Annotated in this window: 23 protein-coding genes; 14 read left to right on the top strand and 9 right to left on the bottom strand. The window is 58.0% G+C overall.

Translation table 11 applies throughout. The features are described 5' to 3' along the window. Positions 1–82: 82 nt before the first annotated feature. Positions 83–520, top strand: coding sequence for a DUF1801 domain-containing protein (locus tag GRI35_RS11070; RefSeq protein WP_160614212.1), 438 nt, complete (start codon positions 83–85; stop codon positions 518–520). Positions 521–629: 109 nt separating this feature from the next. Here GRI35_RS11070 and GRI35_RS11065 read toward each other — a convergent pair whose 3' ends face one another. From GRI35_RS11065 to GRI35_RS11035, 7 genes are all read right to left on the bottom strand, one after another. Further along, positions 630–1,382: a molybdopterin-binding protein gene (locus GRI35_RS11065; protein ID WP_160614211.1), complete on the bottom strand. Its 753-nt coding sequence runs from the start codon at positions 1,380–1,382 to the stop codon at positions 630–632. Continuing rightward, a complete protein-coding gene (locus GRI35_RS11060) occupies positions 1,379–2,083 on the bottom strand; it encodes a cytochrome b/b6 domain-containing protein (RefSeq protein WP_160614210.1) in 705 nt (234 codons plus the stop codon). The genes GRI35_RS11065 and GRI35_RS11060 overlap by 4 nt, the downstream gene beginning before the upstream one ends. 2 nt (positions 2,084–2,085) lie before the next feature. Beyond that, positions 2,086–2,868, bottom strand: a complete 783-nt coding sequence (locus GRI35_RS11055) for an SDR family oxidoreductase (protein ID WP_235900196.1) — start codon at positions 2,866–2,868, stop codon at positions 2,086–2,088. 171 nt (positions 2,869–3,039) lie between these two features. Beyond that, positions 3,040–3,684, bottom strand: coding sequence for an MOSC domain-containing protein (locus GRI35_RS11050; protein WP_160614209.1), 645 nt, complete (start codon positions 3,682–3,684; stop codon positions 3,040–3,042). 34 nt (positions 3,685–3,718) lie between these two features. Then, positions 3,719–4,972 carry a 23S rRNA (adenine(2503)-C(2))-methyltransferase RlmN gene (rlmN, locus tag GRI35_RS11045; RefSeq protein ID WP_160614208.1) on the bottom strand — a complete coding sequence of 418 codons (1,254 nt, stop codon included), beginning with the start codon at positions 4,970–4,972 and terminating at the stop codon, positions 3,719–3,721. 49 nt (positions 4,973–5,021) lie between these two features. Beyond that, complete coding sequence (locus GRI35_RS11040) at positions 5,022–5,522, bottom strand: invasion associated locus B family protein (protein WP_328598437.1); 501 nt, start codon at positions 5,520–5,522, stop codon at positions 5,022–5,024. Positions 5,523–5,544: 22 nt separating this feature from the next. Then, positions 5,545–7,494: a lytic transglycosylase domain-containing protein gene (locus GRI35_RS11035; RefSeq protein ID WP_328598436.1), complete on the bottom strand. Its 1,950-nt coding sequence runs from the start codon at positions 7,492–7,494 to the stop codon at positions 5,545–5,547. 103 nt (positions 7,495–7,597) lie between these two features. On the opposite strand from GRI35_RS11035, the gene dapA reads away from it, so the two are divergent. From dapA to alaS, 13 genes are all read left to right on the top strand, one after another. Further along, positions 7,598–8,479, top strand: a complete 882-nt coding sequence (gene dapA / locus GRI35_RS11030; RefSeq protein WP_160614206.1) for a 4-hydroxy-tetrahydrodipicolinate synthase — start codon at positions 7,598–7,600, stop codon at positions 8,477–8,479. A gap of 107 nt (positions 8,480–8,586) precedes the next feature. Continuing rightward, positions 8,587–9,069, top strand: a complete 483-nt coding sequence (smpB, locus tag GRI35_RS11025) for an SsrA-binding protein SmpB (RefSeq protein WP_160614205.1) — start codon at positions 8,587–8,589, stop codon at positions 9,067–9,069. A gap of 284 nt (positions 9,070–9,353) precedes the next feature. Then, positions 9,354–9,959 (top strand): DUF2062 domain-containing protein, encoded by a 606-nt coding sequence (locus GRI35_RS11020; RefSeq protein WP_160614204.1) that lies wholly within the window; start codon positions 9,354–9,356, stop codon positions 9,957–9,959. 32 nt (positions 9,960–9,991) lie between these two features. After that, positions 9,992–12,415 carry a hybrid sensor histidine kinase/response regulator gene (locus tag GRI35_RS11015; protein ID WP_160614874.1) on the top strand — a complete coding sequence of 808 codons (2,424 nt, stop codon included), beginning with the start codon at positions 9,992–9,994 and terminating at the stop codon, positions 12,413–12,415. 215 nt (positions 12,416–12,630) lie between these two features. After that, the gene (locus GRI35_RS11010) at positions 12,631–13,248 is read left to right on the top strand and encodes a phage tail protein (RefSeq protein ID WP_160614203.1); all 618 of its coding nucleotides are present in this window, start codon (positions 12,631–12,633) and stop codon (positions 13,246–13,248) included. Between the two features lie 99 nt (positions 13,249–13,347). After that, positions 13,348–13,965 (top strand): phage tail protein, encoded by a 618-nt coding sequence (locus GRI35_RS11005; protein WP_202390551.1) that lies wholly within the window; start codon positions 13,348–13,350, stop codon positions 13,963–13,965. Between the two features lie 278 nt (positions 13,966–14,243). Further along, positions 14,244–14,864: a phage tail protein gene (locus tag GRI35_RS11000; RefSeq protein ID WP_202390550.1), complete on the top strand. Its 621-nt coding sequence runs from the start codon at positions 14,244–14,246 to the stop codon at positions 14,862–14,864. A gap of 30 nt (positions 14,865–14,894) precedes the next feature. Next, positions 14,895–15,515: a phage tail protein gene (locus tag GRI35_RS10995; protein ID WP_235900194.1), complete on the top strand. Its 621-nt coding sequence runs from the start codon at positions 14,895–14,897 to the stop codon at positions 15,513–15,515. Between the two features lie 145 nt (positions 15,516–15,660). Further along, a complete protein-coding gene (locus GRI35_RS10990) occupies positions 15,661–17,196 on the top strand; it encodes a DUF4139 domain-containing protein (protein WP_235900312.1) in 1,536 nt (511 codons plus the stop codon). Positions 17,197–17,207: 11 nt separating this feature from the next. After that, positions 17,208–18,842: a DUF4139 domain-containing protein gene (locus GRI35_RS10985; protein ID WP_160614202.1), complete on the top strand. Its 1,635-nt coding sequence runs from the start codon at positions 17,208–17,210 to the stop codon at positions 18,840–18,842. 157 nt (positions 18,843–18,999) lie between these two features. Continuing rightward, positions 19,000–20,073 carry a recombinase RecA gene (gene recA / locus GRI35_RS10980; protein ID WP_160614201.1) on the top strand — a complete coding sequence of 358 codons (1,074 nt, stop codon included), beginning with the start codon at positions 19,000–19,002 and terminating at the stop codon, positions 20,071–20,073. A 256-nt stretch (positions 20,074–20,329) separates the two neighbouring features. Continuing rightward, positions 20,330–20,842, top strand: coding sequence for a hypothetical protein (locus GRI35_RS10975; protein ID WP_160614200.1), 513 nt, complete (start codon positions 20,330–20,332; stop codon positions 20,840–20,842). 137 nt (positions 20,843–20,979) lie between these two features. Further along, positions 20,980–23,631 (top strand): alanine--tRNA ligase, encoded by a 2,652-nt coding sequence (gene alaS / locus GRI35_RS10970; RefSeq protein ID WP_160614199.1) that lies wholly within the window; start codon positions 20,980–20,982, stop codon positions 23,629–23,631. Between the two features lie 20 nt (positions 23,632–23,651). Here the strand turns inward: alaS and GRI35_RS10965 are convergent, their stop codons facing one another. Both GRI35_RS10965 and GRI35_RS10960 read right to left on the bottom strand, forming a co-directional pair. Then, a complete protein-coding gene (locus tag GRI35_RS10965; RefSeq protein WP_160614198.1) occupies positions 23,652–23,825 on the bottom strand; it encodes a hypothetical protein in 174 nt (57 codons plus the stop codon). A gap of 53 nt (positions 23,826–23,878) precedes the next feature. Beyond that, positions 23,879–25,636: a cation:proton antiporter domain-containing protein gene (locus GRI35_RS10960; RefSeq protein ID WP_160614197.1), complete on the bottom strand. Its 1,758-nt coding sequence runs from the start codon at positions 25,634–25,636 to the stop codon at positions 23,879–23,881. Positions 25,637–25,670: the final 34 nt, after the last annotated feature.

Raw genomic sequence — 25,670 nt, 5'->3', positions numbered from 1 at the left:
TGTTTTATTTATTTTAGGGGCAGATTGCCGCTCGCTTGCGCCGTGTCAATCAATCGCGCATTCTGCCGGCGGGAGAAGTGGTATGAGCGAACCGAAAACCAAGCCAACCGATGTCTCTGTGGAGCAGTTTATCGCGGGCGTAGAGCCGGAGTGGAAGCGCGACGAGGCAAAGGTCATCGACGCGATGTTCCGCAGGGTGACGAGAGAGGAACCGCAAATGTGGGGGCCGTCGATTATCGGCTACGGCGTGTACAACACCACCTATGCCAGCGGGCGCGATGTCACATGGATGCGCGGCGGGTTCAGCCCGCGCAAGGCCAAGCACTCGCTCTATCTGATGGGCGGTTATTGCGACGAAGAGACCGGCAAACGCCGCGATGCGCAATTGAAGCGATTGGGCAAACACTCAAAGGGTAAAAGCTGCCTGTATATCAACAAGCTGGCCGATGTTGATCTGGACGTCCTCGAAGAAATGATCGGCGAGGATTGGGAAACGATGGCGCGGATTTATCCGGAGTAGCCATCTTACCCCTCCCTCGATGGAGGGGTTAGGGGTGGGTGTTCGACCTGAGTTACCAGCGCCGTACACCCGCACCCGGCCTCCCCCTCAAAGGGGAGGAGTTTGATAATCAAATCCCCGCATACCATTGATAGCCATGGTGATCTTCCCAATAGCCGCCTTGGCCTTCGCCGATATCGTCGAGGCTGGCGACCAGCTCGATTGCGGTGAGGTATTTGGGGTGTTTGTAGCCGAGTTGCCTCTCCACCCGCATCCGCAGCGGTGCACCGTTTTTGACCGGTAGCGCTTCGCCATTTAGCATATGCGCAACGATAGTCTGCGGATGCATCGCATCGATCATATCGACGCTCTCATAATAGGGGCCTTGGCTGAAACGGTCGGCGCAGCGGAACACCACAAAATTGGCGCCTTCCTGCACCCCGGCGGCCTCCAGCAGAGTGGAGAGCTGCGGTCCGGTCCATTCACCAATCGCGCTCCAGCCTTCGACACAATCATGCCGGGTGATCTGGGTGCGCTGGGGCAGGGCGCGGATATTGTCCATGCTCAGCGACATCGGAGTGTCGACCATGCCGCGCACTTCCAGCCGCCAATCGGCAAACCGGTTTTGGGTCGCGGCTTGGTATTCGGGGGTGTTGATATTGACGGTGCCGTTGCCTTTGAAAGTCGGCGAGATATCGTCTTTCTCGTACTCGCGGGCGAGGGCCATCCGGTCGGCGAGCGAACGGTGCACTTTCTTGTGCCATGTCTCCGCAGCGCCCAGAAGATGCGATCCGACTGTGCTGTCCGCGACTTTGGAGCACGCTCCAAGGAACAACATGCTTGCTCCCGCGAGAACACCGCGCCTTCCGATAGTGCCGTTCATTGCGCGTCTCCCTCCTCTAACTTGCCGCCGGTGATCATATCCCTGATCTGGCCGATTGGCCCCGCGAGCAGCACCAGCACCACATGCACCACGAAGAATGCGAAGATGCCCCATGAGAATATGAAGTGGATCGAACGCGCACTCTGCCGTCCGCCCAGAATATCGACCAGCCATGGCGCAGCGGGTTCAAACCCCGGACTGATCGCAAGGCCGGTGAAGATCATGCCGGGTAGAAAAATGCCGAGCACGACGCCGTAAGCGACTTTCTGCAGAAAATTATACTTCGAACCGCCGTGATCGAAATTCAGCTTCAGATGCTGGCGGATATCATGCCAGATTGCTTTGGGTTTCCATTCGCTCGGGCTGGTCCGCAGGTCGCGCCAGAAGTGCCCCGACACCAGCATCGCGATCCACATCGCCAGCAGTCCCACTGCAAACGGCCACGCCATCAGAATATGCCAGTCACGCGCGGCAGCGAGGCTGTAATAGTCAGGGATAGTCGCCCAGCCGGGGAAGCGCGGAACTGCCAGCCACGCCTCCGCTGGATCAAATCCATAGTTGCCCCAATAGAGATACCGGTGCGCGTTGGAGATATTGAGGCCCGACATAAACAGGATCACGAGGCAGAGCAGGTTCAGCCAGTGCCAAAACCGTGTCATCAAGCCGTGTCGTTTGGCCGGTTTCGCCGCTTTACTCGCCATGTTCAGGCCCCTTCCGCCTGTGTGTGGTTCTCCGTTTCCCGCGCCAAGTAAATCACATCGCGCGGCTGATCGAGCAGATGCTGCCCGCTATCGACAAACAGAGTTTCACCGTTGGCTAGATGCCCTTCGGCCAGAAACAGCATCGCCTCGGAAATCTCCGACGCCTCTGTTTTCCGCTGGAGCAAGTTGAGCACGTGCGATTGATCGGTTTCGTCGGCAGTTTGATCGTGGCTGGCCAGAATTGCGCCCGGGGCGAGGCCATAGACACGGTCGTCGGGCCCCGCTGCGCCATCGGCCAGCATTGCAATCGTCGCAGACAGTGCGTGTTTGCTCATCGTATAGGAGAAGAAGTCCGGATTGGAATTCTCAAGCTTTTGATCGGTCACATGGATCACCCGGCGCCCACCCTCTGCCCGCGCATGGGCCAGATAGGCCTGTGCCATACGGGCAGGGGTCTTGGCGTTGATGATCATCGAACGGTTATACGTCGCGCGATCGATATCGGTTGCATTGTCATAGCGAAAAATCGACGCGGAGTTGATCAGCGCCCGCCAATTGTCGATCCGGCCCGCCAGACTTTTGACCAGCGCAACCGCACCATCGCTATCCGCCAGATCACAATGGATCGCCTCTGCAGAGGGGAGTTCGGCGGCGAGAGCCTCGGCCTCTTCGGCGGAGCGGCCATAATGGATAATCACATGCCAGCCAGCCTGACCAAAGGCTTTAGCGATTTCTGCCCCGATTCGCTTGGCCGCGCCGGTAATCATGACAGCAGGACGGTTCATAAACGAGCGCCTTTAGCTGAAGACATGGATCGCATGGAGCACTGTCCAGGGGCAGAAAAAACGGGGCCGTCATTAGGCCGCTTTCGGGGCGCTGCAAAAGGAAGAAGGCACAGGTCAATCACACCTCGTGTGAAGCACATTCAGGACCGGTAGGGAAGCGGCGTGATCGCTTTAGCGTGCGAGGCGCTTCTCGATATCCAGCACCAGCCGGTCGGAGACGCGGTCCAGCGCGGCCAGTTCGCGCAGCTCATCATCGGGCGCTCGCGCCGCACCATAAGTAGCCAGGAAAGCGCGGGCGATGCTCCAAGGGGTGCTGCCGGTTTCGACCCGTTCCAGCATATCGCCAGCCTGCGCCGTACCCGTTTCCAGAACGCGATAGAACCATCCCGTCCGCGCTGCCGCAACCAGAGCTTTGACGATCCCTTTCTTCTGCAAATGCCCCTCGATCGTCGCGCAGGGCTGGCGCGGCTGCGTCACTTCGATAAGCGCCGAGCCAAGGCGAAAACGGTCGCCGATATAAACATCATGTTCGGTTAGCCCGTCGGTCGAGATATTCTCGCCCATCGAACCGGGTTGTGCCAGCCGGGGCAGCGGCCCGAAATGATGCGCCAGCCATGCATAGTTCTCATGCGGAAAATGATGCAGCGCCATCGCGGGATAGCCATGATGCTGGCGGTTCACCTGTACATCACCTGCGATGCCTCGCTCGCCTATCGCAACAGGTCCTTCGATAATGCTATTGGCAATACCGCTTAGTTCTCCGTCGGGGAGAGCGGTTGCCCCACCGGAGCAGAGAGCGTCAACGGTAATCTGCATCGCGTGTCCTCCAGTACCGAATAGAAAAGATAGGTCAGGATTCGGCGGCTTTTGCTTCTGCCTCGCGGTCCCTCTGCGCGCGGCTTTTCTTCTCCGCGGCGGTTTTGAGCTGACCACATGCCGCATCGATATCGCGGCCGCGCGGTGTGCGTACCGGCGCGCTGATGCCCGCATCGAATACGATGCTGCTGAAGCTCTTGATCCTTTGCGGATCGGAACATTCATAGGGTGCACCGGGCCACGGGTTAAACGGGATCAGATTGACCTTGGCGGGCAAATCATATTTGCGGATCAGGCGGATCAATTCGCGCGCATCGTCATCGCTATCGTTCTTGTCCTTCAGCATCACATATTCAAATGTGATGCGCCGTGCGTTTGAGGCTCCCGGATAATCGGCGCAGGCTTTGAGTAATTCATCGATGCCGTATTTGCGGTTGATCGGCACGATTTCGTCGCGGACTTCTTTGGTTACGGCATGGAGCGACACGGCGAGGTTCACACCGATTTCTTCGCCGCATTTATACATCATCGGCACAACGCCGCTGGTGCTGAGGGTGATCCGGCGCTTCGAGAGGGCAAGACCTTCGCCGTCCATCACCAGTTTCAGCGCATCGCGGACATGGTCGAAATTATACAGCGGCTCGCCCATTCCCATCATCACGATATTGGTCAGGAGCCGCCCGTCTGCGCGGTATTCGGACTCGTCTTCATCGTCTTCGGGCACATCGGAGACGTCCATCCTCCCTTTCGGCCACTCACCCAGAGCATCGCGCGCCAGCATAACCTGGCCGACAATCTCGCCGGGTGTCAGATTGCGCACCAGACGCATCGTACCGGTAGCGCAGAAGGTGCAATTGAGCGTGCAGCCGACCTGGCTGGATACGCACAGAGTCCCGCGTGCATCATCGGGAATGAAGACCATTTCAAATTCATGGCCGTCATCGGTCTTGAGCAGCCATTTGCGGGTACCGTCGCTCGAATGCTGCGCCTCCACCACATCGGGGCGGCCAACCACAAAGCGCTCTGCCAGCCATGGGCGCATGGTTTTGGAGATGTCGGTCATCTGCGCAAAATCGGTTATGCCGCGATGATAAAGCCAGTGAAAGACTTGTTTGGAGCGTAGCTTGGCCTGCTTCGGCTCCAGCCCCGCTTCCTCAAACAAATCTTTGATGCGGGCCTTCGGCAGGCCGATCAGATCGACACGGCCATCCTCGCGCGGCGTGATGTCACGCGCAACGGGAACGGGATCGACTTGTCCCGGGATCGACATAAGTGCGGTATCGGCCATGATTGGCTGCGATATAGGCGCGGGCGGGACGGAAAGCTAGCGGTGCGGCTTAGCGTCCCAATTGCGCGCAGCCGACGGTTGCGGCATCCATCGCGGTCGCGGCTCCGTCCAGAGCATAGGTGTTGGAGAAATTGCGGCCCCGGCTGTCCTTGGCCCGAACGACCATGCGGCTGGCGGAACGCATCGCCGCAACAATGGCGGCATCCATCCGCTGATCCCTCGCCCAGGCATTGCCGCCCGAACCGGTCAGCTCGAATGTCCGGCCGCCAATCGATAGGCGGATAGAAGAGCCACTTGCCAGATTGCGCGACATCCGCAGATGGAGCTGGTTGCGCACCTGACGGCTTGGCCAAGTGCCAATGCTGGCAAACGGATCATTATCCCGCTGCTGGCTGCTGGGCGCGGCCTTGGCGATGGCATAGCAGCGCGGTGTTTCCGGATCGCGGAACGCGCCCCAGTCGGAGAATATACCGAGACTATCGCGCGCGGCGAGAGGCGTTGCCAGACCGGCAAACGCTGCCAAAGCGAGAGCAGGATAGGCAATTCTCACAAGCACTCCTTCCGGCGCAGCTTTACCGCAAAAACGCGCGCACGGTGCGCGCCGATCCGTAGAGCGTTTTCTCAGGGTAAAGCTGCTCGTACACCACGGCATTCTCGATCACGCGCTGGACATAGTTTTTGGTCTCGAAAATCGGGATTCTCTCGCCCCAGGTGACCCAGTCGATCCCGCCTTTGCGCGGATCGCCGTTGCTGCGAAGCCATTTGTTCACATTGCCCGGGCCTGCGTTGTAGGCCGCAATCGCCAGCGGATAGGCGCCATCGTAATAGCGCAGCATCCGCGCAAAATAGGCATCGCCCAGCTTCATGTTGTAATTGGTGTCATTGATCAGATCAGCGCGCATGTAGCTCATACCCAGCTTGCCCGACTGCTCGCGCGCAGTGCCAGGCATCAACTGCATCAGACCGCGCGCACCCGCATGGCTGATCGCATTCTCTGCAAACTGGCTCTCCTGCCGCGTGATGGCGTGGACCATCGTCCAATCTGTGCCCTGAGGATTGTCGAGCAGCGGATGACCAAAAGGTACGAATTCTTTGAGGCCGTCTGCACCGGCAGCCTCTGCCACATTTACCGCCAGATCACGGCGGCCGATCTCGATTGCCAGATCTGCGACCAGCGCATGTTCGGCTGGCGTATCGGCGGCTTGAGCAATTGTGCGGTAGAACTGGATGCCGGTTTTCCACGGCGAGCGCTTCGACACTTCGCGCACCGCATTGGCAATGCGCGAAGTGCTGAATTCGGAGGCTTGCTGCGGTGTCGGGACTGCGCTGGGCTGTTTGGCCAATGACGGCATAGTCCGGCCAAGCTTGTCGAGCGCGAGCATGCCGTAGAACCGGTCGGGATGGATAGCTGCCATTTCCCAATAGCGGTTGGCGCCGGCCATATCGCCCGCTTTCGATGCGGCGAGGCCAGCCCAATAGAAGCCCTTGGACCGTGTCTGCGGAGTCTGCGCCGCCGCACCATAGCGATAGAATAGCGGAGCCGCCGCCGCCGCATCGCCCAGCGTCCACAGTGACTTCGTCCCGCCGAGCCACATAAGCGACGTATAATCATCGCGAATGCGGTAGCTTTTGGTGCGGATATCCACGCCCGGCTCGAACATATCGTCGACTTTGGCCGCGATTTGCTGTGCCTGCCGCGCGGTGCCTGTTTTCGCGAGCCGGAGCATTTCGATCAGCAGTGCTTCGCTATCGAAGGGCGCATCGGCGAATTGTTGCCGGTTGGCGAGAATATTGACTGCGGTGCTGCCTTGGCGCGTTCCGCGATAGTGGCGAACTTGATTAAAGACATAGCCTGCGTCGCCGGATGCCCCGGCCGGTACAGTAACACCCGCTGAGGCTGGCGAGTTGCCATCCAGATAGGCCAGCCGCGCGTTGAACAGGCTCTGTTTGACAGGTGATGTCTTGGTGATGTGACGGCGCGCATCGTCCGCCTTACCCTGCCACAGCAGCGCATCCATCCGTGCGTCGTGATCGCTTTGCGTGAAGCCTGATCCGAACAGCCCTTCGATATAGGCTGCGGACGGTCCGCTCATATCGCCGCCGCGCCATGCCTCAATTGCGACTGCGGAGGCTTCGGGCCGGTTTACCGCGTTGAGTGCCAAGGCAAAACGCGCTTTCGCGCCGTTGCTGAGCGGCGGATATTGATTGAAGAATGCGACCAGCCGCGCGGCATCGACCGCTTCGCTATCCAGAGCGTTCTCGGCCAGTGAGCGCAACCGTTCTTCGCGCGGAAAATCCGGATTGGCGATCAGAAAATTCGCATAGGCATCGAAGCTCATGCGGTTGTTGTTTGTCAGTTGTTCCCACCGGTCGATTGTCCGCGCCATGCCGGTTGGCGCGCTCGCTGCCATTTCCTGCCGGGCCTGATCCCATTGCGACGGGCTTTGTGCACAGGTCGGGGCAGACAATGCGAGTACGGGGATGGCAAGAAGGGCGAGAAGGGGAAGGGGTTTACGGTCCATGCTGGACATAGTGGGTGCAGGCTCCTTATCAGGCGCTGAATGAAACGCCTTTCTATTGGGATTTATTGGTGATTCCCATGGGGCTAATGCAAGGATTACGCAAATGTTCTCGGGCTCAATTCCGGCTCTGGTGACTCCTTTTCGCGACGGATCGTTTGACGAGGCCGCTTTTCGCAAGCTGGTCGACTGGCAGATCGAATGCGGCAGCAAAGCGCTGGTGCCGTGCGGGACTACCGGCGAAGCCTCGACATTGTCGAATGCAGAGCACCACCGAGTCATCGAAATCTGCGTAGAGCAGGCGGCGGGCCGTGTTCCGGTTATTGCCGGATGCGGCAGCAACGATACGCAGAACGCGCTGCTACATATGAACTTTTCGAAGAAGGCGGGGGCCGCCGCCGCGCTATGCGTTGCGCCCTATTACAACAAGCCGAGTCAGGCCGGTTTGATCGCCCATTTCAGCCATCTGGCGAGCAGCTGCGATCTCCCGATCGTGCTGTATAATGTGCCGGGCCGCACAGTGACCGATATCGCACCCAAGACCACGATCGAGCTTGCCAACAAATTCCCGGACCAGATCATCGCGATCAAAGACGCCAGCGAAGATCTCTCGCGCGTCGCCGATCATCGCATGGGTATTGGCCGCGATTTCTGCCAGTTATCGGGCAATGATGAACTGGCACTGCCGTTCAATGCGGCAGGCGGGAAAGGCTGTATCTCGGTCACCGCCAATGTCGCACCCGCCTTGTGTGCCGAATTTCAACAAGCCTGCGCCGACAACGATCTGGTGGCCGCGCGCAAACTGAACGACCGCCTTTATCCGCTACACTACGCAATGTTCGAGGATAGCAGCCCCGCACCGGTGAAATACGCGATGAGCCGGGTCTTGGATTACGTGACCGACGAAGTGCGGTTGCCGATTGTGAGCTGCAGCGAACATGCGCGAAAGGCCGTAGATGCGGCGCTGGAGCATGCGGGGTTGGTCTAGGAATGAAGCTGCGCTTACATGATTGAGCTTACCTAGCCCCTGCCTGCGCAGGGTCGGCAAGAATGTAGTTTCAATCTCGCCGCTCATTACCTACATGCTCCACCATCATGGCCCGCCCCAAACCCGAAACTTTCGACAAGCAGAAAACCGTTGCCGAGAACCGGCGCGCGCGGTTTGATTATGCTATTGAGGACAAGTTTGAAGCGGGCCTGATGCTGCAGGGCACCGAAGTGAAAGCTTTGCGCGCGGGCGAAGCGACGATTTCGGAAAGCTATGCCGAGGTGAAGGACGGGCAGGTCTGGCTCGTCAATGCGAACATTCCGGAATACAGCCACGGTAACCGCGAGAACCACGAAGCCAAGCGCCCGCGCAAGCTGCTGCTCAACCAGCGCGAGATCAACAAGCTGATGGGCGCGGTCGAGCGTAAGGGCATGACCTTGGTGCCGATGTCGATCTATTTCAACAAGACCGGCCGTGCGAAAGTCGAGCTAGCCTTGGGCAAAGGCCGCAAGGCGCAGGACAAACGCGAATATGTGAAAGATCGCGACTGGAAACGCGATAAGGCAAGGTTGATGCGCGAGAAGGGGTAGGGCCATTTAGCTCCCTCCTTTTCAACTAAGGGGGTTGGGGGTAGCCGTGACACGCCAGTGTCGGTCGGTTCCGGGCACCACCGCGCTGCGACTAAGTTCAACCCGAAACAAATTCGGGCTTCACCAAGTCTCACTGCCCCTCCTCTGAAGAAGAGGGGCGTGGCGGTTAAGCCTCTGGTCAAACGCCTGATGCTTACCATATCGATCCCTATGATCGCTCTGCCGAAAAACCCAATCCAGCCCTTGCGCTTGCGCAGCGCGCGGAGCAATGCGGTCCCAGGCCAATGGTAAACTTTCGCTCCAAGACTTTCCTTGCGGATTTGATCCGTAAATACACGCCGACGCGTGAGGAAATGGCGCGCAACAAATATCTGGCGCCGATCGCGCACAGGTTCCTGACGCCGGAATTGTGGCGGTTTACCCGCCGTTCGGTTCCAAGAGGCGTGGCATTGGGGATATTCTCCGGCTTTATCATTCCCGTCGGGCAGATTTTTCTGGCGGCGTTTCTGGCGCTGCCAGCGCGGGCCAATGTGCCGCTTTCGGCACTGGTGACTTTTATCACCAATCCGTTCACTTTCCCGTTCTGGGCTGTTGCCGCAAACAAAGTCGGCGGCTTCATCTTGAAGATCGACCGCGCTGCGACCGGGGGTGAAATGGAAAGCGAAATGACCAGCGGGCGGTGGTCATGGTTTCTCGAGTTATTCGAGGGTGTCGGCGTGACGGTGCTGGTGACGATTTTTGGTTTCATCGTGCTGGCAATCGTTGGAGCTGCCATAGGCTATGTCGTCTCCAGTTTCGTTTGGCGTTTCGTGGTGGCCCGCAAACGGACCAAACGTTTGAAGCAGATGGAAGCGCGGCTCGACAAACGGCTGGAGGCATCCAAAGGATGATCAGCCGGGGGGAGGTCCAGGGCCTGCGCCAGATGGACTCGAAACAATGGGTGATGCTCGGCGGGCTAGGCGCTGCCTTAGTGGTTAGCGCAGCCGCATTGTGGTTTGTGAGCGAGAGCGTGATCCTTTCGGTAACATTCCTCGGCGGGCTGGCGGTGATGATCGCGGCGCTGATCGTGTTTGGCCGGTTCAGTACACCCGCAACCGTCGACGAGATGGCTCCGCCCGACTGGTCGGTGACTGTGGCTGCTATCGAGCAGCCCGGTGTGGCAATTGCGATTACCGACCGGGCCAACCGGCTGGCCTGCGCCAACACGCTTTACGCTGACTGGTTCGGTGTAGGCGCATCGCCGCCCAATCTGGCGCTCGACAGGCCGTCTCTGGAAGCCCTGACACGGGCTGCGCGGGAAGCATGGCGCGACGGGCAGGCCGAAACGCAGAATTTGATGAGCCACGATGGCACGACCGGATGGCATGCCACTGCCGAGCGTGCCGGCCGCGGCGATGATTATCTGATCTGGCGATTGACCGCTGCGGCAGAGGCTGATGCCGCCCTCGCGGTGAGCGAATGGCTCACCGGTTCGCTTGGGCAATTACTGTCACGCGCCGGGATCGAGGCAGCATTGGTTGCGCCCGATGGAATGATCAGATCTGTCGCGCAGGGCTTTGCCGAGCGCGCGTCGGGCGATTCATCGGCGACTATGGCGGGTCAGGACTTTGTGACTCAGCTTCGCACTGATGATCGCGACCAGATCTATTTCGCTCGCGAAGGCCGTAAAGGCGCGCCGCAGACTTTGCTGCAAGTACCGTTGGACGATCTGTCAAACCCCGATGCCAGCGGTGCGGATGAAGCCACATCGCTGATGTTGCTGCTCGAAAGCGGGGTCGGCATCGGCGGGCAAGGAGACGCGGCGAATTCGGCAGCGACACCGCAATTGGAAGCATTGCTCGGCGCTTTGCCGCTGGGCCTCGCAATGACTGACCGCGACGGGCGCTTCCTGTTTGCCAATCAGGCGTTTCTGCGTGCCGTGGACCGCGAAGAAGCAGGCGTTCCGCAATATCCGTCTGACCTTGTGGTGGCAGAAGACAAAGGCGCACTGGCCGACGCTGTGCGGCGCTTTGGCAAAGGTCCGGCGAGCAATGGTGATATGGCCGTGCGGATGCGCGGCCACCCGGATGAGCCGGTCTCGCTCGGTCTTGCCGGTGTGCGCGGGCTGGGTGAGGCAGCCGTGCTGCTTAGCCTGACCGATTCCAGCGAAGAGACACAGCTCAAGCAACAAGTGGCGCAGGCGACCAAAATGCAGGCCGTTGGCCAGCTTGCGGGCGGTGTCGCGCATGATTTCAACAATGTTCTGACCGCGATCATCGGCTACTGTGACTTGATGCTACTGCGCCATACGCCCGGCGATAGCGATTATGACGATATCCAGCAGATCCGGGTGAATTCCAACCGCGCGGCCAGCTTGACGCGGCAATTGCTTGCCTTCTCCCGCCAGCAAACCTTGCGCCCCGAAGTGTTGCAATTGCCCGACGTGGTGAGTGAGGTCAGCCAGCTTCTGAAACGTCTCTTGGGTGAGAAGATCACTTTCAAAGTCCGCCATGATCGCGATCTCGGGCCGGTTCGTGCCGATCCGCAGCAATTGGAGCAGGTGATTGTCAATCTGGCGGTGAATGCGCGCGATGCCATTCAGGCTGCGGGCGGTGGGACCGGGCAACTGACGATGGTGACCCGCCGCGTTAGCGCGCGCGACATCCGCAAGATGGAGACCGACATTATTCCGGTCGCCGATTACACGGTCCTGATGGTGCAGGATACAGGCGGCGGCATTCCGCAAGGCCTGCTGACCAAGATTTTCGAACCGTTCTTCACGACGAAGGATCAAGGCAAGGGCACGGGTCTTGGCCTCTCGACCGTTTACGGCATCGTCAAACAGTCGGGCGGCTTTATCTTTGCGGATAATGTTGCGGGGACCAAGAGCACACAAGCAGGTGCGCGCTTCACGATCTATCTGCCGGTGTATCAAGGCACCGTACCCGCACCAAAGACAGACGATGCTTTGCCCGCCAGCGATTGGTCCGGCGGCGGCAATATTCTGCTGGTAGAAGATGAGGATATGGTTCGCGCCGTTGCGGAACGTGCTTTGTCACGTGCCGGCTACACTGTCACCACTGCAAGCGACGGTGAGGAAGGGCTGGCTGCAATCGCCAATGGCGGACCGTTTGATCTGGTGCTGTCCGATGTGGTGATGCCGGGCATGGACGGACCAACGATGGTCAAGGCCCTGCGTAAGGCACATCCCGATATGCCGATCCTGTTTATGTCCGGCTATGCCGAAGAGCAGCTCCGTAAAGAAATCGATATCGACAATATGCACTTCATCCCCAAACCGTTCAGCGTGCAGCAGATCGGTGAGAAAGTTGGCGGTGTGTTGGCTGGATCGCGTCCGTCGGAATAACTCCTGAACGGCAAGAGTTTCGACTGCGGGGCGGCTGCCGGTCTCGCGTCGGCCGTGTCGCTTTTTCCATATACCTTTGAAATATATGCGGCCGTAGAATTGGTTTTTGTACGAAATGGACAAAATTTCTCAAAAACTTGCCGAACCGTGTTTCTGTGTTACTTTCCCGTCAGGTCGTCCCAAAAAATAAAACAACAACAAAAAGGGAAGATATCATGAAAAAACTATCCAAAATCGTAATGCTTGGCGCGGCGAGTGCTTTCACTCTGAGCGCGCCTACACCCGCTATGGCGAGCGCGGATCCATTGCTTGGCGAAATTATGACGGTCGGGTTTAATTTCTGTCCGCGCGGATGGGGTGAAACCGCTGGTGCGTTGCTGCCAATCTCAACAAATACCGCGTTGTTCTCGCTGCTCGGCACAACCTATGGCGGTGATGGCCGGACAACTTTTGCCCTGCCTGATTTGCGCGGACGCAGTTCGATTGGCGTTGGTAACGGTCCAGGGCTGTCGCCCATAAGGTGGGGTGACAGAGGCGGCTCGGAAACCAGAGTTCTGACATTGAACCAACTGCCGTCTCACAATCACACCGGCAATTTGCATGCGGAAAACACTGCGGATTCCAATACCGGAAATCCCAACAATGCGGCGCTGGCCCGGTCCACAACTCAAATCTACAACAATACGGTGGCTCCAAATGCCGGCGTTACCTTTGCTGCGGGCACAGTAACTACCAATAACAATGGTGGTGGCCAACCATTCCAAATCCGCGACCCGTATCTTGGCATGTACAAATGTATCGCGATGCAGGGCATATTCCCGTCACGCAATTAGTGGGCACAGCGTTGAGAATGAGGCGTGGCTGAAGGATTTGTCCTGAGCGCGCACGTATATGTGACCAGATATTATCCAGCATTCCAAAGGAAAAGCACCATGAGAAAACTATCCAAAATTGCAATGCTCGGCGCAGCTTCGGCTATGACGCTGAGCGCGCCAGCGACCGTATCGGCCAGCTCCAACCCGTTCGTTGGTGAGATTATGACGGTCGGATTTAATTTCTGTCCGCGCGGATGGGGTGAAGCCAATGGCGCTTTGCAGTCGGTTGCATCAAATTCGGCTTTGTTCTCGCTGCTTGGCACAACCTATGGCGGTGATGGCCGGACAACCTTTGCCCTGCCTGATCTGCGCGGACGCAGTTCAATTGGCGTGGGTAGCGGCCCTGGGCTTTCTACGGTCATATGGGGCCAGAGAGGCGGCGTTGAGCAAGTGACGCTTACGCTAAACCAGATGCCGTCTCACAATCACACCGGCAATTTACACGCCGAAAACACTGCGGATTCCAACACCGGAAATCCGGTCAACGCGGCGCTGGCGCGGTCTACAAATCAAATCTACAGCAATACGACTGCTCCAAATCCAGCCGTGACGTTTGCATCCGGTACGGTGACCATCAACAATAATGGCGGCAGTCAGCCAATCCAGATCCGCGACCCGTTCCTGGGCATGTACAAGTGCATCGCATTGACGGGTTTATATCCGTCACGCAATTAACGCGCGTTGCATCGAAGTTTTAAAGGGGCGTCGGCGCTGTCGGCGCCCTTTTTCTTATGCAACTGCAGCTTGGTAAGCGGCCGCTTCTTTCAATGATACGCGGACAATAATTTCGTATTCTGCCTCTGCACCTGAGACGTCTCAGTTCGCAGAATTAGGGTTCGGCCGGTTTTGTATGGAACCGAAATAATTGTTCAATAACTTGCCCAATGGTCTCTCTCTGATACCTTGCATGCAGGTCGCCTTAAAAAACAACGTATTATCAAGAGGGGAATATCATGAAAAAACTATCCAAGATTGCCATGATGGCGGCAGCACCTGCTGCGCTTATGAGCATCGCATCACCCGCTTCGGCTGGGACCGATGAATATATTGGCGAGCTGATGCTGGTCGGCTATACATTTTGCCCGCGTGCCAGCACCGACGCGGCTGGGCAATTGCTCGCAATTAGCTCGAATTCTGCGCTGTTCTCGCTTTATGGTACAAATTTCGGCGGTGATGGCCGGACAACCTTTGCCCTGCCTGATCTGCGCGGACGCACGGCTATCGGCCAAGGAAATGGCCCTGGATTGACACCGCGCAATATCGGGCAAAGAAGTGGCTTCGAAACGGTAACGCTCACAGCAGCGCAGATCCCATCGCATAGTCACACCGGCCAAGTGCGCGCGGAAAATACTGCAGTGGCCGATACTGGCAACCCTGCTGGCAACGCCATTGGCCGGACGACCACACCGATTTATTCTGACACAGCTGTCCCTGTCGCCGGCGGCGCGCTGCATCCGGGTACGCTCCATATCGATGTCTCGGGCGGCGGCAATCAATCGCACCAGAATATGCAGCCTTTCTTGGTCATGCGGTATTGCGTCGTGCTCCAAGGCATATTCCCGTCACGCAACTGATTTCACTGAAATTTGGATGAGGAAAAACCCATGAAAACTATTATGAAATATACCGCGATTGCAGCGATGTCGTTGGCAGTGACTGGCGTGTCGGCGCCCGCCAGTGCTGGTCCAAATGACTATCTGGGGGAGCTAAGCTTGGTCGGCTACACTTTCTGCCCTCGCGGAACATTCGGCGCTGACGGCCAGCTGCTGCCGATCGCTCAATGGACTGCGCTGTTCTCGCTCTATGGAACGCAGTTCGGCGGTGATGGGCGTACGACATTCGGCTTGCCGGATCTACGGGGGCGCACGGCTATCGGCCAAGGGAACGGCCCTGGATTGACGCCGCGCAATGTCGGGCAGAAAAGTGGAACTGAGACCGTAACGCTTACAGCAGCGCAGATCCCATCGCATAGTCACACCGGTCAAGTGCGTGCGGAGAACACTGCCAACGCTGATACCGGCAACCCCGCTGGCAATGCGATTGGCCGGACCACTACGCCGATCTATTCCGACACCGCAGTACCGGTCGCCGGCGGCGCGCTGCATCCGGGTACGCTCCATATCGATGTGTCGGGCGGCGGCAATCAATCGCACCAGAATATGCAGCCTTTCCAGGTCATGCGGTATTGCGTGGCCAATACTGGTGTTTACCCGTCGCGCAATTGACGGCGTTCATTCAAGAATAAGGAAGGGGGGCGCACCATTGGTGTCGCCCCTTTTTTCGTTATTGTGGCTTCGGCCCGAATTTGCGAGGCTTTGGGCACGGATTGGCGTATGCGAACCGCATCGCTGTTGACTAGGGGATGATATGATGATGCGCAGCGGCTTCGTTCGGTTGGCGGCAGTAAGTTCGGCTATGGCAATGGCAGGCGTTCTGGGCGGCCCTTCATTGGCGCAATCCTCGGCAGATGCAATCGCTGATCCCGACGCGACTGCGCAGGGCGATGTTTCGGTCACGATCTATCAAAATGGCCAATCACTGGTGCAGGATATTCGCCAGCTCAATATCGAGCGCGGGCGCAGCCGGATCGAGTTTCCTGACGTCTCTGCCCAGATCCGCGCTGAAACGCTGAGCTTTGCCGCGCCGGGTACTGCGATTGTGGAACAGAATTTCGATTTCGACCTGCTGACCCCCGGCAAGCTGATGGAAAAAGCCATCGGCCAGACGATCACGCTGGTCCGCACAAATCCTGCCACCGGCGCCGAAACGCGCGAGCGCGCCAAGATACTCTCGACCGCTGGCGGTGTCGTTGTCCAGATCGGAAACCGGATCGAAGTGCTCCGCGATGATGGCTTGCCCGTCCGCGCAGTGTTTGACCGTGTCCCGCCCAATCTCCGTGCGCGGCCTACGCTTTCGGTCAATGTCCAGAGCGACCGTTCGGGCGTGCGCCCTGCATCGATCCGCTATCTGACACCCGGTCTCGGTTGGACTGCTGACTATGTCGCTTTGTATGACGAGGGCAAAGACACAATCGACATGCAGGGCTGGGTCACACTGACCAACACAACCGGCACCACGTTTCACAACGCCAACACGTTGCTGGTTGCTGGCAACCCCAACGCGCGCGGCGGCAATTATAACAACTACCGCAATCAGCGCGCGAACCGTAACATGGTTCGCGCTGGCACGCAGTCTGCCAATCGCGAACAAGTGGGCGAATTCTATCTCTACCCTATCGATGCGCGCACGACGATTGCTAATCGCCAGACCAAGCAGGTCAGCTTTATGGATGTGCAAGGGGTTGCCGCGCGCAAAGTTTACAGCCGGACCGTGGGTTGGATGAGCAATGACAGCAATCCGGTCAATGTTTCGAGCGAAATAGCCTTCTCTTCATCCAGCCAAGGTGGACTGGGTGATGCGTTGCCAGCGGGTACCGTGCGGTTCTACCAGCGGGACAGCAAAGGCACGCCGCAATTTATTGGTGAAAACACGATCGGCCATACACCGATGGGCAGCGAGCTCTCGCTGCGTACAGGCGATGCGTTCGATATCTTCATTCAGGCAGAGGTTGAGAAGCGTGAGGTTCTGACTGCCGCGGAGTGGGAGAAAACCGCGCGCTACATCGTGTATGAAGATGGCGAGGAAATCCGCCGGATCGAAGAAGAACGGCCCAAGAAATTCTGGCAAACCACGATGCGCTATACGATCACCAATGCGAAATCGGTGCCGGTGAATGTGGATCTGGTGCAGGCGGGCCTTGATCGGGGCTGGTGGGGGCGTGACTACCGGATCATCAGCGAAGATGTTACGGGGCAGCAGCTCAACGCAGATCGGCGCAAATGGATCGTGCCGATACCCGCCAATGGTGAGCGCGAGTTCCGCGTAACATTTGCCACGCGCTACTAAGGGGCGCTGCAATGCGCCGTCTCCTCCTCGTGATAATGCCGCTGGCGCTGCTCAGCGCTCCGGCGAGTGCACGCGACGTGGTCGACGCGAGCGAACCCGAAGCGCTCTCTGTCACAGTCTATCGCGATCCCAACCGCCGCGAGGGGCAGGAAATGAACCGCAATTGGCCGCAAGGCTTTGCGATGATCAGCGAAACCCGGACGGTGACTTTGCCCGCGGGCGAATCCACCATTCGCTTTGATGGTGTGGCGGAGGGGATGGTCGCGGTCAGCGCGATCGTGACGGGCTTGCCCGGCGGAACCATCGAAAAGAACCGCAATGCCGATTTGCTCTCGCCAGCGTCGCTAGTGGACGGCACATTGGGCAACCGCGTGCAGATTACCCGGACCAATCCGGCCACCGGCACATCGGCCAGTGAAGACGCCGTGATCCGCACCCGCGCCGATGGCGGCCTCGTGCTGCAGACGCACGACGGGTATGAAGCGGTGCGGTGTTCCGGTCTGCCGGAGAAGCTGACATTCGATTCAGTGCCGGAGGGTCTCTCTGCCGATCCGGTCTTCAGCATCGACACGCGTGATCCGGCGGGCGGGACATATCAAGTCACGCTGACTTACCTTGCATGGGGATTCGACTGGCAGGCGAACTATGTTGCGACGCTTGATGATACGGGCGCGAAGGGAAAGGTAGGGCTGCGGCTGTTGTCATGGCTGACCGTGCTCAACGATAATGGGCAGAGCTTCCCTGATGCCGATTTGATGGCCGTTGCCGGCACGATCAATGTCGAGAGTGACTTTCGCGGGCTTTCCGACCCGCCAACTGCGCGGCCATTGCGGCTGACATGCTATCCGCTAGGCAGCACGGCGGCTGGTACCGCCGTCCATTCATATGCGACACCGGTTGCTGTGCCGCCGCCTATGGCGATGGCACCGATGGAAGCAACGGAGGACAGGATTGTCGTCACCGCCTCTCGCATGCAGCGGAAGACTGAACTCGCAGTCGTCGCGAGCGAAGAGCAACTTGGCGATTTGAAGCTCTACCGTATCCCCGAGACCATGACTGTCGCCGCGAAAGGGCTGAAACAGGTCGCTTTTCTCAACAAGGAGCAGGTGCAAGGCGAATTTCTCTACGTTGCGAATTGCGACCCGTACACGGGTTTCGCCGACATCGATGACAGCGATAATATCAACTTTACGCAAATACTCCTCACCATGAAAAATGAAGAGGAGAAGGGGTTGGGAGCAGCTCTGCCCATGGGCGGAATGGCCCTGTTCGAACCCGGCCCTGCGGGAACGCAACTGGTCGCCGAACTCGATATGCGCGATTATGCAGTAGGGCAGGATATCGAGCTGGAACTGGGCGCGAGCACGCAAGTATTCTCCAAATGCGGGCGTATGAGCGAGCGACAGCCTGACGATAGTGGCCGTCAATGGACCAGGATGAAGGCGGAAATGACCAACGCAAACAACCATCCGGTACGTATGCGGATAGTGATTGGTTATCCCGAAAATTTTGACGTTCGCTGGCCGCGCAAGAAAGCGCGGGTAAAGAATGGTCAATGGGTGGTGGAGATCAATCTGCCAGCCAATTCGCGCACAACGCATAATTGGCAAATCCGCCATACAGATGCTTATCTGGCGGATAGGTAGAACAGCAAAAGCCTCAGAATTCTGCGTGTCGCAGGGCCATTGTAGAAAATTTTTGTTCCGCTCTTGTTCTTTTGGAACAAACGCGGTACATACTGTTGCAGCCGATGAATCGGGGGCAAAATATCTAACCCCCTAGGCAATCAATGGGAGCCGTGTGATGGCAGCTAGTCTTAAGCTTGTAGAAGGTAAGGAAAAGAACGTGGACCGTCAGAAGGCGCTCGACGCGGCACTCGCACAGATTGACCGCGCATTCGGTAAAGGCTCGGCGATGAAGCTGGGCTCGAAAGAAGCGATGGAAGTCGAATCGATTTCGACCGGCTCGCTCGGTTTGGATATCGCGCTCGGCATTGGCGGTCTGCCCAAAGGCCGTGTGATCGAGGTGTACGGGCCGGAAAGCTCGGGTAAGACCACGCTGGCACTGCATGTGCTGGCAGAGGCGCAGAAAGGCGGCGGCACAGTCGCATTCGTCGATGCGGAACATGCGCTTGATCCGGTCTATGCCAAGAAGCTCGGCGTCGATATCGATGAATTGATCATCTCGCAGCCTGACACAGGTGAGCAAGCGCTTGAGATCGTCGACACACTGGTGCGTTCCAATGCGATTGATGTTCTGGTGGTTGACTCGGTTGCTGCGCTGGTCCCCCGGGCAGAAATCGAAGGCGAGATGGGCGACAGCCATGTCGGCCTGCAAGCCCGGCTGATGTCGCAGAGCCTGCGTAAACTGACCGGTTCGATCAACCGTTCCAAATGTATGGTGATCTTCATCAACCAACTGCGGATGAAAATCGGTGTGATGTACGGCAATCCCGAAGTCACAACTGGTGGTAATGCGCTCAAATTCTACGCATCGGTTCGCCTCGACATTCGCCGGACGGGTCAGATCAAGGACCGTGATGAAGTGATTGGTAACTCGACTCGCGTGAAAGTCGTGAAGAACAAGGTTGCCCCGCCATTCAAGCAAGTCGAATTCGACATCATGTATGGCAAGGGTATTTCGAAGACCGGCGAAATTCTCGATCTGGGTGTGAAAGCCGGCGTGGTCGAGAAATCCGGTTCGTGGTTTTCCTATGACTCGGTCCGGATCGGGCAGGGACGGGAGAACTCGAAAACCTTCCTCGACGAAAATCCAGAGATGCGCGACAAGTTGGAAGCTGCAATTCGCGGCCGCACCGATGAAGTCGCCGAAGAAATGATGGCAGGCCCTGACGCGGAGGCCAGCGAAGAGGACTGACATCATTTTTTCAAGCGGACGCGCCAAGCGGGATTAAATTCCCCGCGTCCGGGCAAATGGAAGACCGGTGCGAGCGGCACGCTGGAGACAGCAGCGCCCCGCACCGGTTTTTCTTTGGGTGAGCAGTTCGTCGGGGCATAAGTCGACCATATCCCTCGAACCTGCACAACTTTTACTTGACCATCCCCAATTGAGTGGCGCAGCATAATATTCTCGCTTCAAAACTTTGAAGTATCGAGATTTTTGGGGGAAAATAATGAATCGTTTTGTTTCTGTAGCTCTCGTCGCATTGATGGGAGTATCCACTTCGGGCTGTGCAACAGTCCTCAATGGCACCAGCCAAGATATTGCATATCTGTCTGATCCGGAGGGAGCCGTTGTCAAAATCTCCCAAGGTCAGACCTGCGTCACGCCTTGCGAATTCAGCATGAAGCGCGGCCTTGATCAGCGCGTCGATTTTGAACTGGAAGGCTACAAACCAGAATTCGTTTATGTTCAAAGCCGCCTTGGTGGCTCGACATTCGGTAATATCCTTGCTGGCGGCGGTATTGGTGCCGTTGTTGATGGCTCAAACGGCGCGTCAAACCGCCTCTATCCGCGCCCGGTCTATGTCCGTCTCGTACCTGTTGGTTCGGATGAAGAAGCGGTGCTGCTCGACGAAGATGGAGACGTGATCGGAACCGTTGCGGAGCACAATGCCGAAGTTGAGGAAGACGTTGTCGACGGCCTCGAAAGTCAGGGCCTCCGCGAACGCACTGACGACAACTAATATCGTTTAATGAAAGGACCGGTGCGTGGGCCCGCTGAAGTCAGCGCCGCCTCGCACCGGCTTTTCTTTGCGCGGCCTGTACGCTTTGCCATGCTTAATCGCTTGTCGCCCGCCCCGTCAGTGATTAATTGCACCTGATGCAATCGACCAATGACATTCGCCGCTCGTTTCTCGACTATTTCGCGGCTCAGGACCACGCTGCGGTGCCGAGCGCGCCGCTGGTGCCGTATAACGACCCCACATTGATGTTCGTCAATGCGGGAATGGTACCGTTCAAGAACGTCTTCACCGGGCTCGAAACGCCTCCAGCACCGCGCGCAACCAGTTCGCAGAAATGTGTGCGTGCAGGGGGTAAGCACAACGATCTCGACAATGTCGGCTACACTGCGCGGCATCACACATTCTTCGAGATGCTCGGCAATTTCTCTTTCGGCGATTATTTCAAAGAACAGGCAATCCATAACGCATGGACACTGCTGACCAAGGAATGGGGCCTGCCTGCCGAAAAGCTGATCGCAACGGTGTATCACACCGATGACGAAGCCTTCGATCTGTGGCGCAAGATTGCGGGCCTGCCCGAAGACAGGATCATCCGCATCGCCACCAATGACAATTTCTGGTCGATGGGCGATACTGGCCCCTGCGGACCGTGTAGCGAGATTTTCTACGATCACGGCGATCACATTCCCGGAGGCCCTCCTGGTTCGCCCGATGAGGATGGTGACCGCTTTATCGAGATTTGGAATCTCGTCTTTATGCAATTCGAACAGGACGGGCAGGGTAATCGCACCGATTTGCCAAAGCCTTCGATCGACACCGGCATGGGCCTAGAACGTGTTGCTGCAGTGATGCAGGGTGTGCATGACAATTACGATACCGACACATTCAAAGCGCTGATCGCAGCATCCGAAAGCCTCACCGGCGTGGCGGCTACCGGTGACACGCAGGCAAGCCACCGCGTGATAGCCGATCATCTGCGCTCGACCAGCTTCCTTCTGGCCGATGGCGTGCTGCCGTCGAACGAAGGGCGCGGCTATGTTTTGCGGCGGATAATGCGCCGTGCGATGCGTCACGCGCATTTGCTCGGTGCGAGCGAGCCATTGATGCATCGTCTGGTCCCTGAGTTGGTTACCGAGATGGGTCAGGCCTATCCCGAACTGCAACGCGGGCAAGCGCTCATCACCGAAGTGCTCGAACGCGAAGAAACACAGTTCCGGCGCACGCTCGACAAGGGTCTGAAGCTGCTCGATGATGCGACCGGGGATATGAGCGGCGGCGAGCAGCTTGATGGCGAGACTGCGTTCAAGCTCTACGACACATATGGTTTTCCATACGATCTGACCGAAGATGCCTTGCGAGACCGCGGCATCGCGGTCGACCGCGCAGGTTTCGACGCCGCAATGGATCGCCAAAAAGCAGCTGCGCGCGCAGCATGGAAGGGCTCGGGCGATGCAGCCTCCAACGAGGTCTGGTTCGACATTGCCGAGCGCGAAGGCAGCACCGAATTTACCGGCTACACTTCCACCAGCGGCGAGGGGCGCGTTGTGGCGCTCGTCAAGGACGGCAAAGAAGTCCAATCCGCTACCAAAGGCGACGATGTCACAATACTGACCAACCAGACGCCGTTTTATGGTGAAAGCGGGGGGCAGGCGGGTGATGTTGGCTCAATCACGACACCTGAAGGGCTGTCGGTTACGGTTACTGACACGGCCAAACCGCTCGGGCGGTTGCACACGCATCAATCCACGATTGACACGGGTACGATTTCAGTCGGCGACACGGTCCACATGGATGTCGATGCAGGACGCCGTGACCGCATTCGCGCAAACCACTCGGCAACGCACCTTGTTCACGCCGCGCTCCGTAATCGTTTGGGTGATCACGTAACGCAGAAGGGTTCCTTGGTCGCCGAGGACCGTTTGCGCTTTGATTTCTCGCAGCCCGTCGCGCTGACGGAAGAAGATATCGCCGCCATTGAAGCCGAAGTGAATGCCGAAATCCGTGCCAATGATCCGGTTGTAACCCGGCTTATGAGTCCCGATGACGCGATCGAGGCAGGCGCTATGGCGCTGTTTGGTGAGAAATACGGCGACGAAGTCCGTGTACTTTCGATGGGACAACATTCCGATGACGGAAAGAATTATTCGGTCGAACTGTGCGGCGGTACACACGTAAAAGCCACAGGTGATATCGGCGTGTTTCGGATTATCTCCGAAAGCGCGGTGTCGTCGGGAGTGCGCCGCATCGAAGCCCTGACCGGCGAAGCAGCCCGCCAGTGGCTCGTCAGCCGCGAAGATGCGCTCAAAAGTCTCGCTGGCGTCCTCAAAACGTCGCCAGATGAGGCGACCACACGTGTCGCGGCGTTGGTGGAAGAGCGCAAAACGCTTGAAAAGGAACTCGCGGAAGCGCGCAAACAATTGGCGCTGGGTGGTGGAGGCGCTGCATCCGGTCCTGCGGATGAAGATATTGGCGGCGTGAAGTTCTCTGGTCAAGTACTTGATGGCTTGAACCCCAAGGAACTGCGCGGTTTGCTCGATGAAGCGAAGTCACGGCTCGGCTCCGGTATCGCAGCGGCTGTCGCGGTCAACGATGGCCGCGCCGCTTTTGCCGTGGCGGTTACTGACGATCTGACCGAGCAATATAATGCCGTCGCATTGGTCCGGGTCGGCGTAGAAGCGCTTGGGGGTAAAGGGGGCGGCGGCCGTGCGGATATGGCGCAGGGCGGCGGTCCCGATGGTGGTAAGGCAGATGCAGCGATCGCGGCTGTTCGCGCCGCGATCGCCGAATGATATTTATGGCAGTTACTTAATTACCTGGGCTTCTTGATCGAGGTCTTGGATTCGCTGCCGCGCGAGACGTCGTCCATATTGCGCTCATTGCGGCCACCGCTGGTGACGCTGCCGTGGCTTTCATCCTGAACGTTTTGCGGCTTGAACTTTTCGTCATTTGACCGGGGTTCGGCGGGATTGCTCTTATCACTCATTATAATTCTCCTTCGGGAGAACAACGCGCAATCGGCTGAATTGTTTCGAGAAGTTAGTTTTCCAAAGTGCTGGTGCGCAGCTGTGGCTTATAGTCCAGCGCGCCTTCTTGCTCGATCTTCGCTCGGTATTCGTCGCGCTTTTCATGAATCGACGCAATCACCGGACCCATGGCAACACCAATGTCAACCAGCACCGCTTCTGAGAGTTGTAACGATGCTTCCAGACTCTCCGGGATCGCATGGCTTGCGCCAGCGCGGTAGAGTTCTGCCGCATGCGTTGTATCGCGCGCGCGGGCAACGATGAGCAGGTCAGGATACTCTTTGCGCAGCTTGCGGGTCAGCCTTTCTGCAAGGACTGGTTCGTCCATAGTCAGGACCACTGCTGGCGACCGGTCCATTCCAAGGCGGTTCATTGCATCGCCGCGTGCAGCGTCGCCAAATGTCGCGCGGTAACCTTTGCGTTTGGCGTATTCGATAAGATCTGCATCGGAATCGACCGCCAGATAAGGCCGTTCATGCTTGTCGAGCATTTGTGCGATGAGCCGCCCGACGCGGCCGATACCGATGATGATCACCGGAGGCGTGCTGTGGTCGATCTCTTCCAGTTCGGGTGCCGGCTCGACGCGGCGGGCTATGACGCGGCCCAGCCGTGCGAGTAACGGCGTGACCGTAAGGCCAATCGCGGTTACAATTTGCCAGAATTGGGCGGTCCCGGGCTGGATCAATGCGGCGGCGCTGGCGGCAGCAAGCACGATCAAAGTCGTTTCCGATGGGCTGGCCATAAGGATGCCCGTCTCCGCAGCTGTGCTACGCCGCGCGCCCATCATGCGCAGCAAGAAGCCGGTGACGGCGGCCTTGAATACCAGAACCAAGACCACCGCAGTCAAAATGGAACCGAGATTATCCCAGATGGTCGCCAGGTCGATGCTCATGCCGACGGTAATAAGGAAGATACCCAGAGCGAGGCCTTTGAACGGCTCGATAATGCCTTCGACTTCGCTGTGATATTCGGTTTCTGCAATCAGCAGACCGGCGATGATCGCGCCGACAATTGGCGAAAGACCCACGACGGATGTGGCGAGGCTGGCACCGATAACGACCAACAGGCTAGCGGCCAAGAACAGTTCAGGGCTTTTGGTACGGGCAGCCTGTGCAAACAAGCGGGGCAAGGCAATCCGGCCAAGCACAAGCAGCGCCACAACCACCAAACCACCTTGCCATAAGATTGTGACCAGACCTTCCCAGCCGCCATCTTGCGCTGCTGGCCCGAGTGCGCCGAGGATGAAGATGATCGGAACGATCATAATATCTTCGAACAGCAGCATCGAGAGTGCTGCGCGGCCCACCGGTGACGTCGTGCCTGAAATTGGCAGCACAATCGCGGTCGAGGAGAATGCCAGTGCCAGGCCCAGCGCCATCGCGCCGGTCCAATATTGCCCCATCATTGCCAGGACAATCGCCAGAGACGTCCCGATTATCAGGAGCTCGAGCGCGCCCAGGCCGAAGACCAGCTTGCGCATTTGCCACAATCGCTTGAACGACAGCTCGAGCCCGATGGTGAACAGCAACAGGATAATACCGAATTCGGCAAAGGGCTCCAGCGCCTCGGGATCGGTGATCGTGACGTAACTGAGCCAGGGTATGTCGTATATCAGCTTACCAAGGCCAAAAGGGCCGACGGCTACACCGATCAGAATAAAGCCTATGACCGGTGTAATGCGAAAGCGGGTGAATACCGGTATCACCAATCCGGCAGCGCCTAGGATGACCAGCGCGTCGCCCATTGATGATGTGTCGATTTCCCCGGCCATGAGGGATGCTTAGGCGTTCAACGTTGCGCTGTCA

It is taken from the genome of Pontixanthobacter aestiaquae, from assembly GCF_009827455.1.
Classification (GTDB): domain Bacteria; phylum Pseudomonadota; class Alphaproteobacteria; order Sphingomonadales; family Sphingomonadaceae; genus Pontixanthobacter; species Pontixanthobacter aestiaquae.
Note: the sequence above shows the minus strand (reverse complement) of the source record. Positions and strands in the feature narration are given on the sequence as shown.

What these genes read in the sequence shown, in the direction of transcription:
- GRI35_RS11070 (WP_160614212.1), top strand. Translation starts at nt 83, where the DNA reads ATGAGCGAACCGAAAACCAAGCCAACCGATGTCTCTGTGGAGCAGTTT.
- GRI35_RS11065 (WP_160614211.1), bottom strand. Translation starts at nt 1,382, where the DNA reads ATGAACGGCACTATCGGAAGGCGCGGTGTTCTCGCGGGAGCAAGCATG.
- GRI35_RS11060 (WP_160614210.1), bottom strand. Translation starts at nt 2,083, where the DNA reads ATGGCGAGTAAAGCGGCGAAACCGGCCAAACGACACGGCTTGATGACA.
- GRI35_RS11055 (WP_235900196.1), bottom strand. Translation starts at nt 2,868, where the DNA reads ATGAACCGTCCTGCTGTCATGATTACCGGCGCGGCCAAGCGAATCGGG.
- GRI35_RS11050 (WP_160614209.1), bottom strand. Translation starts at nt 3,684, where the DNA reads ATGCAGATTACCGTTGACGCTCTCTGCTCCGGTGGGGCAACCGCTCTC.
- rlmN (WP_160614208.1), bottom strand. Translation starts at nt 4,972, where the DNA reads ATGGCCGATACCGCACTTATGTCGATCCCGGGACAAGTCGATCCCGTT.
- GRI35_RS11035 (WP_328598436.1), bottom strand. Translation starts at nt 7,494, where the DNA reads ATGGACCGTAAACCCCTTCCCCTTCTCGCCCTTCTTGCCATCCCCGTA.
- dapA (WP_160614206.1), top strand. Translation starts at nt 7,598, where the DNA reads ATGTTCTCGGGCTCAATTCCGGCTCTGGTGACTCCTTTTCGCGACGGA.
- smpB (WP_160614205.1), top strand. Translation starts at nt 8,587, where the DNA reads ATGGCCCGCCCCAAACCCGAAACTTTCGACAAGCAGAAAACCGTTGCC.
- GRI35_RS11020 (WP_160614204.1), top strand. Translation starts at nt 9,354, where the DNA reads ATGGTAAACTTTCGCTCCAAGACTTTCCTTGCGGATTTGATCCGTAAA.
- GRI35_RS11015 (WP_160614874.1), top strand. Translation starts at nt 9,992, where the DNA reads ATGGACTCGAAACAATGGGTGATGCTCGGCGGGCTAGGCGCTGCCTTA.
- GRI35_RS11010 (WP_160614203.1), top strand. Translation starts at nt 12,631, where the DNA reads ATGAAAAAACTATCCAAAATCGTAATGCTTGGCGCGGCGAGTGCTTTC.
- GRI35_RS11005 (WP_202390551.1), top strand. Translation starts at nt 13,348, where the DNA reads ATGAGAAAACTATCCAAAATTGCAATGCTCGGCGCAGCTTCGGCTATG.
- GRI35_RS11000 (WP_202390550.1), top strand. Translation starts at nt 14,244, where the DNA reads ATGAAAAAACTATCCAAGATTGCCATGATGGCGGCAGCACCTGCTGCG.
- GRI35_RS10995 (WP_235900194.1), top strand. Translation starts at nt 14,895, where the DNA reads ATGAAAACTATTATGAAATATACCGCGATTGCAGCGATGTCGTTGGCA.
- GRI35_RS10990 (WP_235900312.1), top strand. Translation starts at nt 15,661, where the DNA reads ATGATGCGCAGCGGCTTCGTTCGGTTGGCGGCAGTAAGTTCGGCTATG.
- GRI35_RS10985 (WP_160614202.1), top strand. Translation starts at nt 17,208, where the DNA reads ATGCGCCGTCTCCTCCTCGTGATAATGCCGCTGGCGCTGCTCAGCGCT.
- recA (WP_160614201.1), top strand. Translation starts at nt 19,000, where the DNA reads ATGGCAGCTAGTCTTAAGCTTGTAGAAGGTAAGGAAAAGAACGTGGAC.
- GRI35_RS10975 (WP_160614200.1), top strand. Translation starts at nt 20,330, where the DNA reads ATGAATCGTTTTGTTTCTGTAGCTCTCGTCGCATTGATGGGAGTATCC.
- alaS (WP_160614199.1), top strand. Translation starts at nt 20,980, where the DNA reads ATGCAATCGACCAATGACATTCGCCGCTCGTTTCTCGACTATTTCGCG.
- GRI35_RS10965 (WP_160614198.1), bottom strand. Translation starts at nt 23,825, where the DNA reads ATGAGTGATAAGAGCAATCCCGCCGAACCCCGGTCAAATGACGAAAAG.
- GRI35_RS10960 (WP_160614197.1), bottom strand. Translation starts at nt 25,636, where the DNA reads ATGGCCGGGGAAATCGACACATCATCAATGGGCGACGCGCTGGTCATC.